At 47.9% G+C, this 21,141-nt stretch carries 4 protein-coding genes; all 4 read right to left on the reverse strand.

Features of this window, described 5'->3' with window-relative positions:
* Positions 1–156 precede the first annotated feature (156 nt).
* Complete coding sequence (locus ACO6V5_RS01890) at positions 157–7,053, reverse strand: hypothetical protein (RefSeq protein WP_422409841.1); 6,897 nt, start codon at positions 7,051–7,053, stop codon at positions 157–159.
* 71 nt (positions 7,054–7,124) lie between these two features.
* Positions 7,125–11,915 (reverse strand): hypothetical protein, encoded by a 4,791-nt coding sequence (locus ACO6V5_RS01895; RefSeq protein WP_422409839.1) that lies wholly within the window; start codon positions 11,913–11,915, stop codon positions 7,125–7,127.
* Between the two features lie 180 nt (positions 11,916–12,095).
* The gene (locus tag ACO6V5_RS01900) at positions 12,096–12,476 is read right to left on the reverse strand and encodes a hypothetical protein (protein ID WP_422134608.1); all 381 of its coding nucleotides are present in this window, start codon (positions 12,474–12,476) and stop codon (positions 12,096–12,098) included.
* A gap of 121 nt (positions 12,477–12,597) precedes the next feature.
* Entirely contained in the window at positions 12,598–21,072 is an 8,475-nt protein-coding gene (locus ACO6V5_RS01905) for a hypothetical protein (RefSeq protein WP_422441910.1), read from the reverse strand.
* Between the last annotated feature and the right edge of the window lie 69 nt (positions 21,073–21,141).

Below are 21,141 nucleotides of genomic sequence, written 5' to 3' on the forward strand. Positions count from 1 at the left end.
AGTGGCAAATCTGGTAAGCTGCTTGGTAGAATTGATTGGTTTTTTCAGGGAAGGAATACCTCCATACTTTCTGACAGGGTTTACTCGATAGTTTGATCCGAAACAATCCAGTCTGTATTTCTTTGTGCTGATTTCTTTTGGTTGGCTATGAAGGTGTCATTTCCTGACCTTGAGACCAGCTGATGCTGTTTTCACGGCTGTGGAAGGGGGCTCAGGCGCTGCAGCCCCTGACTCGAAAAGGGCACCCAGGGTATAAGAGTAAGGAATACTATCTGCGTGGGAAAATGACCATTTAGGCACATTTTCCCTGAAGTATTTCTCCCAGCTATTCTCGAACAGCTTCATGGTGCGATCCCGGCGTTCACGAAACTGCAGGTAATTTTCGTGTCGGGTCCAGCCATACATCGTGTCGTCTGCTTTAATACGGTTCGCATAGGCTTCATCGGTTTCGGTCAAGCGTTGAGGCAAAGCAACAGCAGTACGTTTCACATATTCACCGTCCGTTTCACCCATGCCTATCCAGCGATTAATTTTGTCCAGGCTGCGGCCCAGAGGTCCACCCAGCCATTGAGTGAGCATCTTGTTGTCATTCATAAAGAAGTCGAAAGTGAGACTCGACGCCAGAGCGAATCCGAAAGTTTGAGCGTAAGTAAACCCGGATAAAAGGCCATGGGCGTATGATCCGGCTGTGGCTACCGGACCCAATACGAGACCGGCTGTGGCTGAGGCCAGCGTTTTTACTTTTTGTGGCGTTACCCTGTGCAGCAACGGAACCTGAACCCCCTGGCGGGAACCCATGGATTTCACTATTTCGGGCATCAGACGGGAAAGGCTGCGATAGCTCTGTGGGTTGGCATTGTACTGTCTGGCAAACAGCGCAGAGCCGGTTCTTAACAGAATGACCGATGAGGCGGCTTTGCCCAGTGGCATGGCCAGTCCGCCCACTTCAGAGATTTGTTCAATGCCGCTGTGGTAGGCATATTGGCCGGTTCGGTCAAGATCAACAGCGTAGCGTTCCAACCAGTGCTGGAAAGGTGTGAGCATTCTATGCAGGTAATCACCTCTGTTGGTCAGATCCAGAAGATAGAGGAATGACATGTTTGCAAGGGACAGTTTGGCAGCCTGCCAGTGGGTATGAGCGACCAGAAGAGGTTTGTAACTGGAGTAGTACCAGGTGACAGCTTGTACCAGAAAGGCGGAAGGTTTCAGCCAGTAATCCTGTAGCTGCTGCTCAACCATAGCGGCATGAGCCTGCATCAATGTGTCATGGATAGCCCTGATCAGTTCTGATTCGGATAGTCCGGCAACATTGGCATAAGGTGTCAGGGTTTCGTTAATATTGGCCAGAAACGCTGCCGTCCTGCGGCCATTGTCAAAGGCAATATCGTCAAGAACATAGTTGGCGACGACCGCAGCTGAGTACTCTTTCATGCCGGCAACCGACTCTTTCATACCTGCCGGGCCAGTTGCGGTGACGGTCACAGGAGTAAAAGCACTCTTTATGAATTCCTCGGCACCCTTGTCGGACAGCATCCGGACAAGGGCTTTGAGGTCAGGATTGACACCGTTTTTGTAGCCAAGGAAGTGTTCAAATTCAGCCACTGTCTGATAACCATTGACACCTCTGACGGCCTTCATGTAGTTCTCAAGTTCAACCTGGCTGATCAAACCTTCACGCAGCAGAGCCATGATCTTGTTACCACTGGCAGAGTGGGCAGCGAAGTAATCCGAGAAGCTTTTCAGGTCCCCTGGTTGATGCTCGACGAAGTGAATGGCTGTTTTGCCCATGGTGTGAATTTCGTTGTCGTATTGTTGTGCACCGGTTTTCATCCCATCTCTGGCTATGAGCACCAGAAAATGGAGTTCTTCCACGACAGTCATAGGGTCATATTCTTCAGGCCGGAGGGGCGGGAAGTTCGCTTTAAGGTTTTTGAAGATTTCTACAATCCGACTGGCCTGAGCAGACGTCAGTTCGTCTCCAACCATTGCCTGCAGGCGAATCGGTGCAAATTCATCGTCAAAATCGAAATGGGGAAGGCAGGGTATTTCCTTACCGTTTTCTACTGCTGATTGTGCCAGACCCAGTGCCGCTTCAAGAGCTTGTTTCTTGAGAGAGTGCTGCTGCACGAAGTCTTCGATTGCGGCCCGAACCTCCGCCTGTATCGGCGTGTACTGGAAGGGACCATCGTCCATTTCGACGGCTTTCCGGGCAGTCTGCAGGGCTTCCTTCCTTCTCTCAAGGTTTGCTTGTCTGGTTTCAACCTCAGCTTCCAGACGAGCCTGTTCCTGAAGCAGTTGCCGGATCTTGCCGCCAGTCCCATCTTCCCCGCCCAGTAGTAGCTTATGGTTTCTCAGGGCGTTAACCCGTTGTTTATCGGTATCAGCAGGTTCTGGTTTGAGACCCAGGGCATCTTCAGTGGCGTCAAGAATCGATTGGTGATGAATGCCGAGAGCGTCTGCTGCTTCCGATAAAGCTGCTTTTTTATCCATAAGCTCTGAATTCAGCCGAGCTATTTCGTGCTCATGTAAGGTTTTAGTCTTTTCATCGATCTCTCCAGATTCAAGAATCTCCTCTTCTCTGACATACAGATTAATTTGTGCAATGTCCTCTTGGACCACTGCATTGCTCAGTTCCAAACTTTTTCTGTCGTGCTCACGCAGAAATCTTGTGACCAGATTGTACTTTTTCCTGGTTAAAGGCAGTTCACCCTCGACTTTATCGGTTTCGTAACGACCACGAGTGATTGCATAGATTGCAATGCGAGTAAAGTAATCCGATGCTTCCAGTAAATTGAGGTCACTAAACGTCGCGATCCGGAAAGCTTTCGTGGCAGCTCCCATTTCATCAAGAGCTTCTTCCATAGAATCAATGTTCGCGGTGCTGAGAGTTTTTGTGGCAGCTCTCAGTTTCTCAAGGGCTTCATCCTCTGTTACTGCAGAGTTCCGGCGCAGGAAATGTCTGATGTCGTCTAATCGCTCTTCAGGGGTTTGCTCATCATCTGTGGTAAGACCAAACCTGATCTGAATTTTTTTTATTGCCTGATTGAAAACCTTTTCGTGTTCTTCCATGGCAACAGGGGTATTGTCAGTTGTGCGCAAAAATAACGGTTGTTTGTGACGGATAGCATCCAGGTTGTGATTAGTCATCTCCAGCTCACCTTCAGCGTCTTTTACCGCCTGCCTGGCTATGGCTAGCTCACGATCAAGAACGTATCGGGGTTTGGGTCCCAGCCGAGCCATTTGCCTGTCAAGCGCATTCTCAATGGCTGCAATACGCTCAGCAACGTCAGGCTGAGGCACTTTGAAAACTTCTTCATCCAGCTGTTCGAGTTTTGCTTTAATCAGACGGCTTTGGACGTCTAAAGTGGCGTCGTCTTTATAATCTTCAACGTTGAGTTGATGAGCAATTTTATTGTTCCACGCTCTCCTGTGATCTTCATCTTCATAAATTTCGCCTGCTTCTTTAACCCGTAATTCCTGAATTATGTCTCCCAGAGTATGCTGCCGGTCAGAAAGGCTGACATCGTCTTCAAACCTAACCTGCAGATCACTGGCCAGTTTAGCTATGAAAGCTTTGCGCTTTTCCATGGCTGCAGGGTTTTTATGAGGGTCAATATTCATCTCGTGTTCTACAGCTAAAAGATATTCTGCCTGTTTTTCCCTGGCTCGCTGATCCGATTCTTCGACTATCAGGGCAAGACGGGCACGGATTCTGTCGCGTCTGATATCACTCCCCTCTGGGGTCTCCAGAGATGCACTTTCATCTTTCCAGAGGAACTTATCCATCTCATTGAGCAGGTATTCCGAGATATCCTCGCCATCACGCTGTATAGTAACCCTGTCAAGTCTTGTGAGGACCCTGTCAAGTCTTGCTGCTTTGTCGTCCTCTTCATTGATTTCGAGTTTCAGTAATCCTTCCAGGGTTTTCAGTATTTTCAGGGCCTCTTCCTCTGAACGTTGTCTGGCTTGTGTGATGTATTTCTGCATGTGCGTGGAAATGTGCTGGCGACGGAGATACTCATCGTGCTCTCCAGGACAGGTAGCCATCTTCAGAGCTTTTTCCACGTTGGTCAGTTTCACAAATACTACAGGCCCGGTCATGGGGTGGCCCGGTGTTCTGATGTCTTCCAGTTCCTGTTCCAGCTTTGAAAGCTCGAACAGTTTGTCATATACCGTTGATTCCAGTCTGGCGCGGTTATCAGGACCGGGGTTTTCGCTCAGGTCAATACCAAGAACCAATGCCAGAGCTTCTTTTCTGGCCCTGGTGTAAGAATCTTCCATATCGATCTGACGACTCATTGCCTTGAGTTGTTGATGAAGACTTTCTTGATGCGTACTTATTTCCCTGAGCTTTTGAATTAGGCGTCCTTGTTGAACGCCAATGTCTTCATGACTGTCAAAATCCCGGATGTTTAAATAGGTGGCAATGGTTGCATAGATGGATCTGATTTCAGCTTCTTGTTTAGCATCCATTCTGATGTCTTGTTTTTGAAACTGTTTCAGAGCAATCTGAGCTTCATGACTCTTAAGGTGTTGTTGAACGGCCTTGCAACGGGCTTCCAGGTCGTTTTTATTATGTACGACCAGGCCAAATTCTTCTTCATAGTGGGTCAGTTGGTTCAGTCTTATCTGATTAGCCCGTTCCAGCTCTTGATACAGGTACTGTTGAATAGACTGAAAGCGGAAATCCAGATCGTTTTCATTGTATGGAGTGATATCGAGCTTTTTTTCAATGGCCGCCAGCTTTTCTTTTATAGCTTCTACCGGAGGCTGTTCTGTTCCGGCATCCAGGCTGTTGATTTCAAGAAGTTTGTCTCTGATGAGTCTGACCTGTTCTTCCATTGGTCTGGTGTTATCCCAGTTATCAATGCCAAGGTATTCTGCCAGTTGAGCGTTGTGATCCCTTCTGGCTGCATCTACGGATTCAAGAACCTCTTTTTTAAGCATTGGCATTTGAGCGATGTTATACCTAACTCTTCGCACATAGTTTTTGTGTTTTTGCAGCTCCACTTCCCGCTCTTTATTCTGCTGAAGACGATGTTCGCCGATCAGAGTCTCCAGTTTCTTGAGCTGTTGAGAGACTTCCTGGTTATCTTTTTCATCGGAAGCCAGAACGAACTGACGTTCAGTAGTCGCTAGCTTTGCCTGTGCAGTCGCAACCCTGAGCCGTCCTGTTTCGACAACCGCTTTGTTCATTTCATGAATTTTCTGTCGGATGAGTCTGACCTGTTCTTCTGGTGGCCGGGTATCATCCCAGTGATCAATACCCAGATCCTTTGCCAGTTCAGTGTTGTAAGCTTTTCTGGCTTCTTCTCTGGCGTCACGAAATTGTTGTTTTAGCGCCGGAATTCGATCGACTTCCTGTTGCAGTTTCCGTGACTGGTCTTGCAGTCTGAACAGCTCTTTAAGAGCCTTTGAAAGTTCATCCTCAGCCTCTTGTTTGAGTTGAAGTGCTCTGAGTTTTTTTTCCTTTTCGCTGGTGATAGCTTTATTCGATGTGATCTGTAAATGGTTTATAACCCGGATGAGTTCGAATTCTTTTCTCTGCAGCTTGTCCAGTTTGCTATACACCTCAATGAGCTGTGTGATGATGTCGCTCTTGACCTTGGAAGCAAACTGTTCGTTGTCCCCAAGAGCAGCGCCCTGCGCCCCGTTGATACTGCTTAAAATGATTGTCGTTTTCTGAATCTTCTGAATAAACAGCTCGTTAGTCAGAAGATTTCTGATTATGGGTTTGAAGCTGAAGTGTTTTATGAGTTGCTCATGCACCCAGGTTGGTGTGGCGACCGACAAAGCACTCCGGATTTGTCCTATCACGAATTCGAATTCCTCTGCCTGATCCGGAGTGGAGCTGGTCAATGCCTGCTGCAGAGATTCATAATACGCAAGCATAACCATTTTATCCTGGTCAGGTTCAGCATCCTGCTGTTCGGCTAACTCCTGCAATAGTGCCATTTGCCTGCTTTGAATGATGTACTGGTAGCTTTTTAGCTTATCTTTTTTTACCGGTATGGTTAATTCAAGGTTGGGGTAATCGGCGTCACCGCCTGCATAGAGACTATAAAGGCCTTCCACAAAAGCGCTGTCGGCTGGATTCTGTATCTGACCATGAAAAACAATCGTCTCCCCCGGAGCCTGTGTCACTTCCATTCTCGGATAACCATCAGGTACAGGACGGGCTTGTGTATCATCCTCAACGTAGACAACATATCCGATGGGCTTCTGATGTGATAAGAGTTTATTCAGCGCCTCCTGTTTTAAACTCTCTCCCTGGATATGGACCTGAGCATAGGCAGAGGTGGCTGCTGCAAAAAGAGCCTCATCATTGATAAAGAGCGATTGACCCAGACTTTGCAGTTCAGGAGGCTGATCGCTCGCTGCGATAAGACGCATGAAGGTGCGCCCGTTCACTTCAACTTTGTCTACTTTAATGGTGGCAAGGGCAACGTAGTCATCAACTTCGCCGAGGTTGCCTGCTCTTTTATTCGCACCGTTCAGTATTGCAGCCAGTTGTTCGGGACAGGCAACTTTCGTCAACTGTTGTAATGATTGTGATTCAGTGCCTTCAGGCCGGGCGCGAACAGCCCTGATAGAATCCTGATCGGTCATTCCTTTTCTGACTTCAATGACCATTTGCTTTTCTGCAAGGTTATGGGTGAACCTGAAGACTCCCTCATCACCTGCCTTCAGTACTTTTGTGTACCTCTGAGCAACATTACTCTCGTCGGTTTCAAATACATCAACACTGGAAGCGCCACCATCAACATCAGAAAGAATTTCTGTAAAGCCTGCTGAATGAACGCGGTAGCTTGCCCTGTCATGAGCCTCATCAGGGTAGATGGTTGTGAAGGATTTGGGTATTGGCTGCTGGTCATCACCTAAAGTTGGCTGAACGATGACTTCACTATGGGTAAACTCCGCATGTCCACTGTCATGAATATCGAAAGATTTTATCTGCAGCCTGCGGTCGGCCAGTGCCTGTGTACTGATGATGGAAGAACCGATCGCAACGGTCACTGCAAGGCTTAATGCATTGTGGCGGACATTTGTCATTCTACTACCTCAGAGCAGGGTACTTGTATTACCGTGAGAAGTGACTGCAGCACCAGGCGAGGAAGTAGCTTTTATTTAAGGCTGTCTGCTGAAGCTGCAGGTCGAAAACTCGATTGGGGGGCATACCTCTTTTCATGACCGTGAATTGTCTGATCACCACCCTTTTGCCATTTGTAAAAGGCTCCAAGAGTGTAGGAGTATGGAATGCTTTCTGCATGGGAAAACGACCATTTAGGTACATTTTCCTTAAAGTATTTCTCCCAGCCATTCGCAGACATCTTCATGGTGCGATCACGGCGTTCACGGAAATGCAGGTAATTTTCGTGCCGCGTCCAGCCATGCATCATGTCACTTGCTTTAATACGGTTTGCATAGGCTTCATCGTTTTCACTGAAGCGCTGAGGCGTAGCAATGGCCGTACGTTTGAAATATTCATCCTGGGTTTCACCCATGCCCAGCCAGCGATTAATCCTGTCAAGGCTTCGACCCAGAGGTCCACCCAGCCATTGAGTTAGCATCTTGTTGTCGTTCATAAAGAAGTCGAAAGTGAGACTCGATGCCAGGGCGAATCCGAGGGTTTGAGCGTAGGTAAAACCGGATAAAAGACCGTGGGCGTATGTTCCGAAGTTGGCTACCGGACCCAGCACCAGACCGGCTGTGGCAGAGGCCAGAGTTTTTACTTTTTGTGGTGTCACCCTGTGCAGCAGGGGTACCTGAACCCCTTGCCCGGAACCCATGGATTTGACTATTTCGGGTACCAGGCGGGACATGCCGCGATACATCTGCAGGTTGGCGTTGTGCTGTCGGGTAAACAGCATGGAGCCGGTTTTCAGCAAAATGACGGAGGAAGCGGCTTTACCCAATGGCATGGCCAACCCACCCAGTTCAGAGATTTGTTCAATTCCACTGTGGTAGGCATATTGACCGGTTCGGTCAAGATCAACACCATAGTGCCCCAGCCAATGCTGGAAAGGTATCAGCATCCTGTGCGTGTAATCACCTCTGTTGGTCAGATCCAGAAGATAGAGGAATGCCATGTTTGAGAGGGACAGTTTGGCAGCCTGAAAGGTGCTAAGGACTACCAGCAGGGGTTTGTAGCTGGAGAAGTACCAGGTGACAGCCTGTACCAGACAGGCTGAAGGTTTGACCCAGTAATCATTGAGCTGCTGCTCAACCGCTGCGGCATGAGCCAGCATCACTGTGTCATGGATAGCCTTGATCAGTTCTGATTCAGAGAGTCCGGCAGCATTGGCGTAAGGTGTCAGGGTATCCTGAACGTTGGCCAGAAACGCAACTGTCCTGCGGCCATTGTCAAAGGCAATATCGTCTAGAGCATAATTGGCGATGACAGCAATTGCGTACTCTTTCATGCCGGCAACAGACTCTTTCATACCCGTCGGGCCAGTCACCGCCACAGCTGCTTTTTTATCTTTCAGGTCTAAATTCAATCCAGATACTTCGTGCTCATGGAAGGTTTTAGTCTTTTCATCGATCTCTCCAGAATCAGGAATCTCCTTTTTTCTGAGATCCGGATTGTTTTGTGCAATATTTTCTTCGACCACTGCCTTGGTCAATTCCGTACTTTTTCTGTCGTGCTCAACCAGAAGTTTTGCGACCGGAGTGTACTTTTTCCAGGTTAAAGTCAGCTCGCCCTCGACTTCATTGGTTTTGTCACGACCATAAGCATCTAAATAGACTTTAAGTGCAGTAGAGAAAGACGATAAATCGTTGCCATTTTCCACCCAGGTGTCCATAGCTTTTATGACAGCCTCGAGTTTTTCAAGCGCCTGACCGATTTCTTCAGTGTCAAATCGCTCTTCTGGGGGAGGGGCATCGCCTGCAGGCAGACCCAATGTTCTGGTGCTCTCTTGCTGAAGCTGTTGCTTTTGTTCAGTGATCTGAGCGACCTGCTCATTAAGGTGTTGCCTGATGGCCTGACAACGGATTTCCGGGTCCTTTTCGTTATCCGGGATCAGACCCAGCTGACCTTCAATGTCAGCCAAATGATTCTCAGCTGCCTGTACCCGATCGGCCTGTTCTGCTTTTAGTCGCTCCAGGTGCTGTTGAAGAGACTGATAGCGGGCATTCAGATCGTTTTCATTGTCTGGAGTAATATCGTGTTTGCTTTCAATGGCCGCCAGTTTTTCTTTTAAAGCTTCTTCCCGAGGCTGTCCCGTTGCAGCAACCGATGTTGAGGCCATTGATGCCGCAGCAGTCGATGTTGGTGCAATTGATGTTGGTGCAATTGATGTTGGTGCAATTGATGTTGGTGCAATTGATGTTGGTGCAATTGATGTTGGTGCAATTGATGATGGTGCAATTGATGATGGTGCAATTGATGTTGGTGCAATTGATGATGGTGTAATTGATGCTGCGGAAATCGTTGTTGGGGTAATCAATGTTGTGATAACCGGTTGCTTGATTTCATGAATTTTCTGACTGATGAGTCTGGCTTGTTTTTCTGGTGGCTGGGTATCATCCCAGTTATCAATACCAAGTTCTGCTGCTATTTGAATGTTGTAATCTCGCCTGGCTGCTGCTGTTGCTTCAAGAACTTTTTTTTTCAGGATTGGAATTCGATCGACTTCCTCCTGAAGATTCTGAATCCAGTTATTCCGTTCTGCCAGCTCTTTTTCGATCTCAGCGTCCTGCTCCCAGATGTGTTGCTGAATGGTCTGGCATCGGACTTCCAGATCCCTGCCTTCAACCGGGATAAGGCCGAGCTGACCTTCAATGTAAGCCATATTATTCAGGATTATCCGATCGGTTAATTCTTCCGGGAGCACACCTTGCTGACAATCAATGTAAGCCAGATTATTCTGGATTATCCGATCAGTTAGCTCTCTCTTTCGTTGCAGGTGCTGTTTAATGGACTGAAGGATACCCAGATCCTCTTCATTAACCGAAGTAATATCTCGCTTGCGGCCAATGACCTCCGGTTTTGCTTTTTCAGCTTCTTCATCAGGCTGTCTTGTTACGGTAATCCGTTGCTTGATCTCATCAATTTTATCTATGATGAGTCTGGTTTGTTCTTCGGGTGGCCGGGTATCATCCCAGTCATCAATACCAAGCCCTGCTGCCATTTGAGCGTTGCGAACTTTTGTGGCTTCTGCTGCGACATCATCGGCTTTTTTTTCCAGCTCCGGGATTCGTTTGGCATCCTCCCGAAGTTCATAAACCGTGTTTTTGATCACCTCGAACGTTTGACGAAGCTCTTTAAGCTCAGCCTCAAATTTCTCACTGAGTCGTTCTGGTTTCATTTTTTCCTCACCGTTGGCAGCGGCCATTGCCGTTGTGCCGTGGCCTAATGTTTTGGCTGTACCGGCGAGTTGCCCGGCGAGTTCGGCCTCTCCTGCCCGCAGCACTTCCGTCGTGCTTGCCATCTCGAGCATCTGTTGGTTAATGTCACCCATAACTTTGGGGGAAAAGGAGGAAAACTTTTTGCCTTCGCCATCAGCAAAGCGCTTCATCGCTGTGTTAATAGAGGATATAAATTTTTGAATATTGTGATTAAAATTATGGCTAATCAGAAGATTTTTAAGTACGGGTTTGAAGCTGAAGTTTTTTATGAGTTGAAACTGCATCCAGATTGGCGTGATGAGCAATGAAGCGATTCTGATGTGTCCTGTTGTGAACTCAAATTCATCGGTTCCATCGGCAATAGCACTGTTTAATGCCTGTTGAAAAGACTCATAATAGGTAAGCTCTGACAGGTTATCTTCGTTAAGTTTGGCATCGTAGTTTTCAGCCAACTCTGCAGCCAACTCCTCCAGCAGTGCCATCTGCCTGCTTCTAATAATGTACTGGTAGCCTTTGATCTTGTCTTTTTTAACCTCTGCAGTGAGTTCTTTATCTGTATATTCTTCCCAGATGACAAGCTGGCTTTTCACAAAAGCAATATCGGTCGGGTTCTGTTTCTGACCACGAAAAACAATTATCTCCTCCGAGGCCTGATCCACTTCCAGCTTTGGATAACCCTCGGGCACAGGATAAGCCTGTGTGTCATCCTCGACGTGGACAACATAGCCAACAGGTCTATGGTACGACAGTAGTTTGTGGAGAACTCTCCGTTGTAGTTTTTCCCCCAGAACATGAACCTGGGCATAGGCAGAGTTGGCTGCTGCTAAAAGAGCTTCATCATTAACAAAGAGCGATTGCCCCAGGCGCTGCAATTCAGGGAGTTGATCGCCCGCAACCACTGGGCGCATAAAAGTGCGTCCGTTCACTTCAACTTTTTTTACTCTAATGGTGGCAAGGGCAACATAGTCATCCCTTGCACCAAGGTTTCCCGCTCTTAGATGGGCACCTTTCAGTGTTGCGGCCAGCTGTTCGGGGCCGGCGACTTTTGTTAACGGATCTATTGGTTGGATGTCACCTGACTGAGCTCGAACGGCCTCAATTGAGTTCTGATCGGTCATCCCTTTTCTGACTTCAATGACCAGTTTTTTTTCTGCAAGATTATGGGTGAACTTGAAGACTCCTTCATCACCTACCTTCAGGACTCTGGTATATTTCTGAGCAACGTCATTCTCGTCTGTTTCAAACAGATCTACACTGGCAACGCCACCCTCTATGCCAGAAAGTACGTCTGTGAAGCCTTCAGAAGGAACGTCATAGCCTGCTCTGACTTCAGTCTGATCAGGGTAGGTGGTTGTAAAGGATTTAGGTATGGGTTGCTGGTCATCACCTAAAGTTGGCTGAACTATGACCTCACTCTGGATAAACTCCACGTGTCCACTGCCCAGAATATCGACAGATTTTGTCTGCAGCCTGCGATCGGCCAACGCCTGTGTACCAAAGATGGAAGAACCGATTGCAACGGCCACAGCAAGGTGCAATGCATTGGGACGAGCATTTGTCATTCTGTTACCTCAGGACTGATTACTTTAATTACCGTGAAAAGTGTTTGCCACATGTGGCAAGGAAGCGACTTTTAATCGCTCGTGGCTGTCGTTTTCCAGAAAGCGACAATGTGTTTCTACCCTCGTCGGGATAAATGGTGGTTTTTAGTTCTTTTAAAAATCTCCGAGTCAGAGCACGAGCTAATCTGCCTCATCGGGATCATAACCTTCCAACTCTCCCTGATCTTCCATTTCATCAAGATTCGGTTCATAGGGAGCCGGTTCCGGAGTACCGGAGTCATCATCATCAAGCATGAACTGTTCAGTGTCGGGTTGATCATCGTCGTCCTCTAGTCCGCTCAAGTCTGCATGGTTCACAGAGGCAAAGCCCAATGCCAATAGAATGGTCAGGAACGAGGCCCCCGAAATTGCAAAAGCCCGGAGCCTTTTGACAGAAAGCCAGTTTATTGGCTCGGGTTTCCCGGGAGCGAAGGAAGCATAAGCCTTGCAATTAAATGTCTCTTTTTCTGAATTGACCCGGGGGGCATTCATTTGAGCTGTTTTTTCAGGAATGGAATACATTGTTTCGTACCTCTTCATAGGGGTGAATCGGTAGCCCAATCAGAGAGAGAAAGCAGTATGAATTTCTTTATACCGGCTTCTTCTGGATGGCTATGAAGTGAGCATCTGCTGGTTTCTGATATCAGAGTTCGTCGCGGGGATTTTTATCGTCTCCCCGATCTTCATCAAGATTGAACGCAAGACCAGCCATTGCTGGATTTACAGCTGCCGGGGATTTCTCAGGCGCTGCAGTGGGTGTCGCGGTTGTTATCGGCACAGGTTCAGAGCTTTCCCTGAATTCATCCAGTATAATGGGTGGAATAACTTCAGTCTTTGTCACCGGAGAAGTCTTCGTGGACTCGGAAAGAAGCGCTTCCACTGAAGTCATCACCGGTGTTTCACGGGGCACTGTCGTGGCACTGCCGGTGGTTGCTTGTTGCCTGGTTGATTCACCGACCTTTTGCCATTCATAGAAGACACCTAAAGTGTAAGAGTAAGGAACACTTTCTGCATGGGAGAATGACCATTTAGGTACATTTTCCCTGAAGTATTTCTCCCAGCCATTCTCAAACATCTTCATGGTGCGATCCCGGCGTTCACGGAAATGCAGATAATTTTCATGACGCGTCCAGCCAGGCATGCTGTTGCTTGCCTTAACACGGTTTACATAATCCTCACCGGTTTCATTGAAGCGTTGTGGCGTGGCAACAGCCGTGCGTTTCACATATTCAGCGTCCGTTTCACCCACACCTCGCCAGCGATTAATCCTGTCAATACCACGCCCCAGAGGACCACCCAGCCATTGAGTGAGCATCTTGTTGTCGTTCATGAAGAAGTCGAAAGCAAGGCTCGATGCCAGAGCGAACCCAAAGGTTTGAGCATAGGTAAATCCTGATAACAGACCCTGGGCGTATGCTCCGGCAGTGGAAATCGGCCCCAGCACGAGGCCGGCTGTGACAGAGGCCAGACCTTTCACTGCTTGTGGTGTCACCCGGTGCAGCAGCGGCACCTGAACGCCTTGTCCGGAACCCATGGATTTTACTATCTCAGGCATCAGGCGATGAATGCTGCGATACCTATGGGGGTTGGCGTTGTACTGTCTGGCAAAGAGCATGGAGCCGGTTCTGAGCAGAATGGCTGAGGAAGTGGCCTTGCCCAATGGCATTGCCAGCCCGCCTACTTCAGAGAATTTTTCAATTTCTCTGTGGTAGGCATATTGCCCGATTCGGTCAAGATCAACACCGTAGCGTTCCAACCAGTGCTGGAAAGGGGTGAGCATCCTGTGCGTGTAATCACCTCTGTTGGTCAGATCCATAAGATAGAGGAACGAAATACTTGAGAGGGCCAGGTCGGCTGCATGCCAGGCAGTGTAGGTCATCAGTAGAGGTTTGTAGCTGGTGTAGTACCAGGTGACAGCCTGAACCAGATAGGCTGAAGGTTTGAGCCAGTATTCATTTAGCTGCTGTTCAACCGCTGCAGCATGTGCCAGCACCAATGTGCTATTGATAATCTTGATCAGCTCTGATTCAGCCAGGCCAGCTGCATTGGCATAAGGTGTCAGGGTATCCTGAACATTGGCCAGGAATGCGGTCGTTTTGCGGCCGTTTTCAAAGGCAATATCGTCAAGAACATAGTTGGCGATAACTGCAGCGGCGTACTCTTTCATGCCGACAACAGACTCTGTCATACCTGTCGGGCCAGCGGCAGTCACAGCCACATTAGCAAAGGCACTCTGCATGAATTCCTCAGCAACCTCATTGTCCAGCCTTTGGACAACAGCTCTGAAGCGGGGCACATTGACTTTGTGCCTGTAGCCAAGAGCGTGTTCAAATTCATCTGCTGGCAGACAGCCATCGATACCTCTGACAGCTTTCATGTAGTTCTCAAGTTCAACCTTGTTGATCAGACCATCACGCAGCAAAGCTATGATCTTGCCACCACTGGCAGAGTGGGCAGCGAAGTATTCCGAGAAGTCTTTCAAGTCCCTTTGCTGGTGTTCGATGCAGTGAATAACCGCTGAGCCTATGCTACGAATTTCGTCGCCGAATTCTTTTGCTCCAATGTTTCTCTCAATCCATGCCCTGGTCGTGAGTGTTTGGATTTCCCTGAGAACATTTCGAGATCGATCTTCTGAAAGCAGGGGGAGCGGGAAAGCTGTTTTCAGGCTTCTGAACATTTCCACAATCTGACCGGCCTGTTGAATCCTCAGTTTGTTTCCGACTTTTGCCCGCAAGCGAATCGGTGCAAATTCATCGTCATAATCGAAACCTATAAAGTCGGGGGGGGTCTTACCGCTATAGGCTGCTGCTTCCTGCAGGCCAATGGCGGCCTGAATAGCTTGTTTTTTGAGAGGGTGTTCCTTCGAGAATTTGTGGATAGCGTCCAGAGCCTTTACCTGTCTCGGCGTGTACTGGAAGGGACCGTCCTCTTCTTCGACGGCTTTCTCTGCAGTCTTCAGGATTTCCTTCCTTCTCTCAATTTTTGCCTTCCCGGCTTTAATCTCGCCTTTGAGACGGGCCTGTTCCTGAATCAGTTGCCGGATCCTGCCGCCGGTGCCGTCGTGCCCGCCAAGTTGTACCTGTTTGTGTCTCAGGGCATTAACCCGGTGTTCACTGGTGTCAGTGGCGTCTGGTTTAAGTCCCACCGTTTTTTCCAAGGGGGCAAGAGACGTTTTATGAAAATCCGTCAGGTCCTCTTCTGCTTTTGATACCTCTTTACTTTTCAGTTTCAGGGCCAAATTCAGCCGCGCTATTTCGTTCTTATGTATGGTTTCAGCCATGTCATCAGTGTTTCTACAACGCTTGATCTCCTCTTTTTTAAGGTCCAGCTTCTGTTGTGCATTCCTCTTTTCAAACCACGCATTGGTCACTTTTAAGTTTTTCCTGTCGTGATCAACCAGAAATTGCCTGACCAGAGAGTTCTTTATCCGGGTTGAAGCCAGTTCACCCAATGATCCACCGAATTTACCGGTCCCGTACAAACCAGGAATTTTTTTGTGCAGATCGACAATAAACTCTTCATGTTCTTCCGTAAAACTGAGGACATTTCCTTTTATCTCAATGTTCCTGTTTGTTTTGGCTCTCAGTTCCTTAACGATGTTATCCCGTTGTTCCTGACTGCATCCCCGCAGGTAATGTTTGACGTTCTCCATTCGTTCTTGAGGGGGCTGTGAGTCACCCGAATCCAGACCCAGATGGGTATGGAATTCTTTCATTGCCCGGTTTATAACCGTTTTTTCTTCATCCGAAAGGTGTTGCTGGCTGGCAAGGCTCCACGCAAATACCAGGTGTTTGTCACCAATCTTATGTAGCTTGCGATGAGCTGAGTCCAGGTCATTCTCGGCTAACTTTATTGCCCATCTGGCCCTGGCAACATCACGATCAAGAACGTATCGGGGTTTAGGTCCCAGACGAGCCATTTGCTTGTCAAGCTCATTTTCAATAGTTGCGATACGCTCATTAACGCCAGACTGACCCGCTTTGAAAACTTCTTCATCCAGCTGATCAAGTTTTGCGCCAATTAGACTCTTTTGTTCGTTTATACTGGCGTGATATCCATAGTTCTCAATGTTAAGTCGATCAGCAATTTGATTGTTACTGATTCTTTTGCCGCCTTCATCGTGATAGATTTCGTTTACTTCTTCTCTTAATGCCTGAATTTTGTCTTTTAGAGCATCCTTCTGGTCAGACAGGTTGTCATCCTGTTCAAACTCTAACTGCAGATCACCGGCCAGTTTAGCCGTGAAAGCTTTGCCTCTTTCTATAGCAGCAGGGTTTTTATGAGGGTTGATCGCCAGCTGGTCTTCTATAGCCAAAAGGTATTCTGCCTGCTTTTCTATGGCTCGCTGATCAGACTCTTCGATTGCAAAGGCAAGACGCTCACGAATTGTGAAGAGTTTGAGATTCGTCTCTGGCAGATCCCCCTTCAGTGCCTCCAGGTCATGTCTGTCCAGCTCACACCAGAGGAGCTCGATCATTTCAACCAGCTTGTAATTTGATATATCACCGCCATCAAGCCTTGTACGAACCCTTTCCAGTCTTGCTGCTTTGTCATCACCTTCATTGCTTTGGAGGTCTAATATTTTTTCCAGGAAATACAGTGATATCAGGGCATTTTCCTCTGACCGCTCTTTGGCTTCTGTGATGAACATCCGTATACCTTCAGAAACAGCCAGACGATGGAAGTATACATCGTCCTCTTTACGGTAAATCACCTCCTGCTCCAGGACTCTTTCCACGGCGCGAAGTGTCCCAAATACTTCAGGCATGGCTCTGGGGTGGCCTGGTGTTCTGATGTCTTCCAGCTCTGTTTGCAGTTCTTTTTCCAACTCTGAAAGCCTTAAGAGCCGGTCTTGTAATGTTGACTGCGGTTTGGCACGATTTTCCAGTGCGGTGTCTTTATTCAGGATTGCCTGATCGGTTAGTTTCAGCATATTCTGCAGGTGCGGTTGAAGGAGCCGATAGCGGGCATCCGGATCGTTTTCATCCTCTGGAGTCATAGCTTGCTTTCTTTCAATGGCCGCTGGTTTTTCCTTTAAAGTTTCTTCCCGAGAATGTAGTGCTGCGGCTCCTGTTGCGATAACCGGTGTTGTGGCAAGAGGCGTTGCGCTAACCGGTGTTGGGGCAATTGATGCTGTTGCAAGAGGCGTTGCGCTAAGCGGTGTAGTGGCAATGGATATTGCGCTAACCGATTGCTTGATTTTATGAATTTTATGGCTGATAAGTCTGGTTTTTTTTTCTAGTGCCTGGGTATCATCCCGATCATCGGTACCTGGTTCTGATGCCCGTCGGGTGTTGTCAGTTTTTCCGACCTCTTCGCCGGTATCACCAGTAACCGGTGTTGGGGCAATTGATGTTGCGGTAACCGGTTGCTTGATTTCTTGAATTTTCTCTCTGATGAGCCTGAATTGTTCTTCGATTGGCTGGGTATCATCCCAGCCATCGATACCAAGCACTGCTGCCAGTTGAGCGTTGTATTTTTGAGTTTTTATTGGAACTGCTGCACGAGCTTCTTTTTTCAGAATTGGAATTCGATCGACTTGCTTCTTAATAAGCTGTAACCATGTTTTGCGTCCATCGTGCTCATCTAGAAAGTTCATAAATTGTTGTTCGATCTCAAGTGATTGCTCCTGAATGCGCTGCTGAAGACCCCGGTGACGGGTTTCAAGGTCATCTTCATTGTCCGGAACCAGGCCGAGCTTGCCTTCACAAAAAGAGAGGTTTTCCCGTATTTCCTGATCGGTTAGTCCTTCGTTTTGTGGCAGTAGCTCTCGCTGTTGAACGAACTCAAGGGTATCCAGATCGTCTCCATTGATCGTAGTCATACTGCGTTTGCCGCCAATAGCGGCCGGTTTTGCTGTTGCAGCTGCTTCATCAGGCTTTCCTGTTGCCGCAACCGATGGTTTCATTTCAGCAATTTTTTTTCTAATAAGTCTGGCTTGTTCTTCGGGTGGCTGAGAATCATCCCAGTCATCAATGGCAAGCTCCGCTGCCAGTTGAGCGTTACGAGCTTTTGTGGCATCTGCTCTGGCATCACGAACTTGTTGTTCCAGCTCTTGAATTCGATCGGTTTCATGCTCAAGTTGATTTTGAACAGGCTGTCGAGCGATCTCGGCTGCCTGCTGCTTAAGGTGCTGGTGAATGGCCTGATGTCGGGCTTCAAGATCATCTTTGTTTTCCGGAACCAGACCAAGATAATTCTCAAAGATAGTCAGCTTTTTCCGTACTTCCGATTTGGGTAGTGTTATTTCATTTTGTTGTAGCCGTTGTTGAATGAACAGAAGGGTGTTCGGATTGTATTGATTGACCGAAGCAATACCGCGCCAGCCACCAATGGCGGCTGGTTCTGCTGTTAGAGCTCCTTCATCAGACTGCCCTGCTGCCGCCATCGATGCGTATATTTCACTAAATTTTTTTACTATGAGTCCGAATTGTTTATCGAGTGGCAGGTTATCATCCCAGTCATCAATACCAAGATTTAATGCTGAAAGAGCGTACTTAGCTTTTCTGCCATTTCTACTGAGAGTATGAACCAGCTTTTTCAGCAATGGAACCAGATCGGCTTTCTTCTGAAGTTTCTCTATCCAGTCTTTCTGTTCATTCTGCTCGAAGTGTTCAGGAATGCTCTGCTGACGGGTTTCCAGCTGGTCTTCATTGGCCGAAATAAGACGACGCTTGTTTCCAATGCCCGCCAGTTGTGCTTTGACCGTTTTTTCATCAGTCTGTTCTGTTACGAAGTCCGGTGGTTTGATTTCCTGAATTTTTTTTCTGATGAGTCTGGCTTGTTGTTCGAGTGGCAGAGTATCGTCCCAGTTATCAATACCAAGTTCTGCTGCCGTTTGAGCGTTGCGATCTTTTGTGGCGTCTGCTCTGGCATCATATACTTGTTCTTCCAGTGGCTGGCTATTGTCCCGGTTATCAATACCAGGCTTTGCTGCCTCTTTAGTGTTGTGTTCTTCTACAATGGCTCTGGCAATACCAACATTTTTTTCCAGCTGCTGAATTCGTTTGGCTTCCTGCTGAAGTTTCTCTAACCAGTTTTTCAGTTCTTCCTGCTCTTGTTGATTCTGACCATGTTGTTTTACGGCCTCAAGTCTCTGCTCCTGAAGGTGCTGTAGAATGGCCTGGTAGCGGGCTTGAAGGTCATCTTCATTGTTCGTAACCAGACCGAGTTGAACTTCAAAGATTGCCAGATTTTTTCGGAATTCCTCACTGTTTTTTTTCAGCTGCTGTTGAACGAATTGCAGGGCACTCAGATTGTCCTCATCCACTGAAGCTATATTGGGCTCGCCACCAATGGCCCCCGGTTCTGCTTTTAAAGCTTCTTCGTAAGACTTTGCTGTTGCAGCGAACGGTCTGTAGATTGCGCGAATTTTTTCTTTAATGAGTCGTTCTTCTATTGGCAGGGCACCTGCTCTGGCATTACGAATTTGTTGCTCCAGGCTGAGAACTCCTTTGACCTCCTGCTGAATTTCTCCTGACGGGTTTTGCAGTTCATCCCTCAATTTACGATTTTCTGCAAGCGCATCCTCAACTTGTCGCTTGAGTTGAAGTGCTCTGAGTTGTTTCTCTACACTGGTAGTGGCCTTCAATGTGAGCTTTAACTGGTCTCTAAGCCGGGTGAGTCTCCTTGCTTCTGTTTGCAGCTCTTCCTGCATGCTTTCTATCTTAACCAGCTGTTTGGAAATGCTGCTGGCAAACTTTCCCTCGACCCCGGGAGCACCGTTGTGGGCCTGGTTGATAGCGGTTACCACTTTCTGAATATCCTGAATAAAGAGCTGATTAGCCAGAAGATCTTTAACTATGGGTTTAAAGCCGAAGTGTTTTTCGAGTTGATTCTGCACCCAGGTTGTCGTCACCCCTGACGAAGCCTGTCTGATGTCTTCTATCGTTAATTCAAAGTCATCGGCTTGATCCGGGCTGGCATTGGTCAACGCCTGCTGGAGAGATTCATAGTATGTAAGCGTAATCAGTTCAGCTCTGCCAACTACAGTATCGTACTGTTCAGCCAACTCCTCCAGCAGTTCCATTTGCCTGTTTCGGATGACGTACTGGTAGCTTTTGACCTTATCTTTTTTTACCTTTGCTGTTACTGGAGTGGGGTTGTTAGCGTCATCTTCTCGCCAGAGGTTGTAGAGGCTTTCCACAAAAGCGATGTCGGCCGGATTTTGTTTCTGAGATCGGAAAACAATAACGCCCCCCCGGACCTCTTCCACTTCCAGCTTTGGATAACCGGCTGGCAAACGATAAGACTGTGATTCGTCCTCAAAATGGAGAACGTAGCCGACGGGTTGATGGTATGACAACAGATCATTCAGGGCTTCCTTTTGTAAGTCTTCCCCCAGAACATGAACCTGGGTATAGGCAGAGGTGGCTGCTGCAAAAAGCGCCTCATCATTAACAAAGAGCGATAGACCCAGGCGCTGAAGCTTAGTAGGCTGATCGCCTGCTGCGATAAGTCGCATGAAGGTGCGCCCTTCTACGTCCACTTCGTCTACTTCAATGGTGGCAAGGGCAACGAAGTTATCAACTTCGCCAAGGTTTCCCGATCTTTCATTGGCGCCTTTCAGTATTGCGGTTAACTGTTCTGGGCCTGCAACTTTCGTTAATGGTTCTAATGGTTGGGTGTCGTCTAATTGAGTTCGAACAGCTGCAATTGAATTCTGATCAGTCATTCCTTCTCTGACTTCAATGAGCAGCTCCTTTTCTGCAAGATTATGGGTGAATCTGAAGACTCCTTCATTGCCAACCTTGAGGACTTTTGTGTATTTTTGGGCAATGTCATTCTCGTCTGTTTCAAACAGATCAATATTGGAAACGCCACCCTCGATGCCGGAAAGAACCTCTGTGAAGCCTTCAGAAGGAACGTCGAAGCCTCCTCTGACCTGAGCCTGATCAGGGTAGGTGGTAGTAAAGGAATTGGGGATTGGCTGCAGGTCATCATCTAACGTTGGCTGAACTATAACCTCGCTACGCGTGAATTCCGCATGTCCATTGTCTGGTATATCGATCGATTTCGTCTGTAGCTTGCGTTCGGCGAGTGCCTGTGTACCAAAGATGGAAGAACCGATCGCAACGGCCACTGCAAGGCTTAATGCATTGGGGCGAGTATTTGTCATTCTACTACCTCAGAGTTGAATGCTTTGATTACCGTGAAAATTGACTGCCAAACCGGGCGAGGGGGGCAA

It is taken from the genome of Endozoicomonas sp. ALD068, assembly GCF_049310145.1.
Lineage (GTDB): Bacteria > Pseudomonadota > Gammaproteobacteria > Pseudomonadales > Endozoicomonadaceae > Endozoicomonas_A.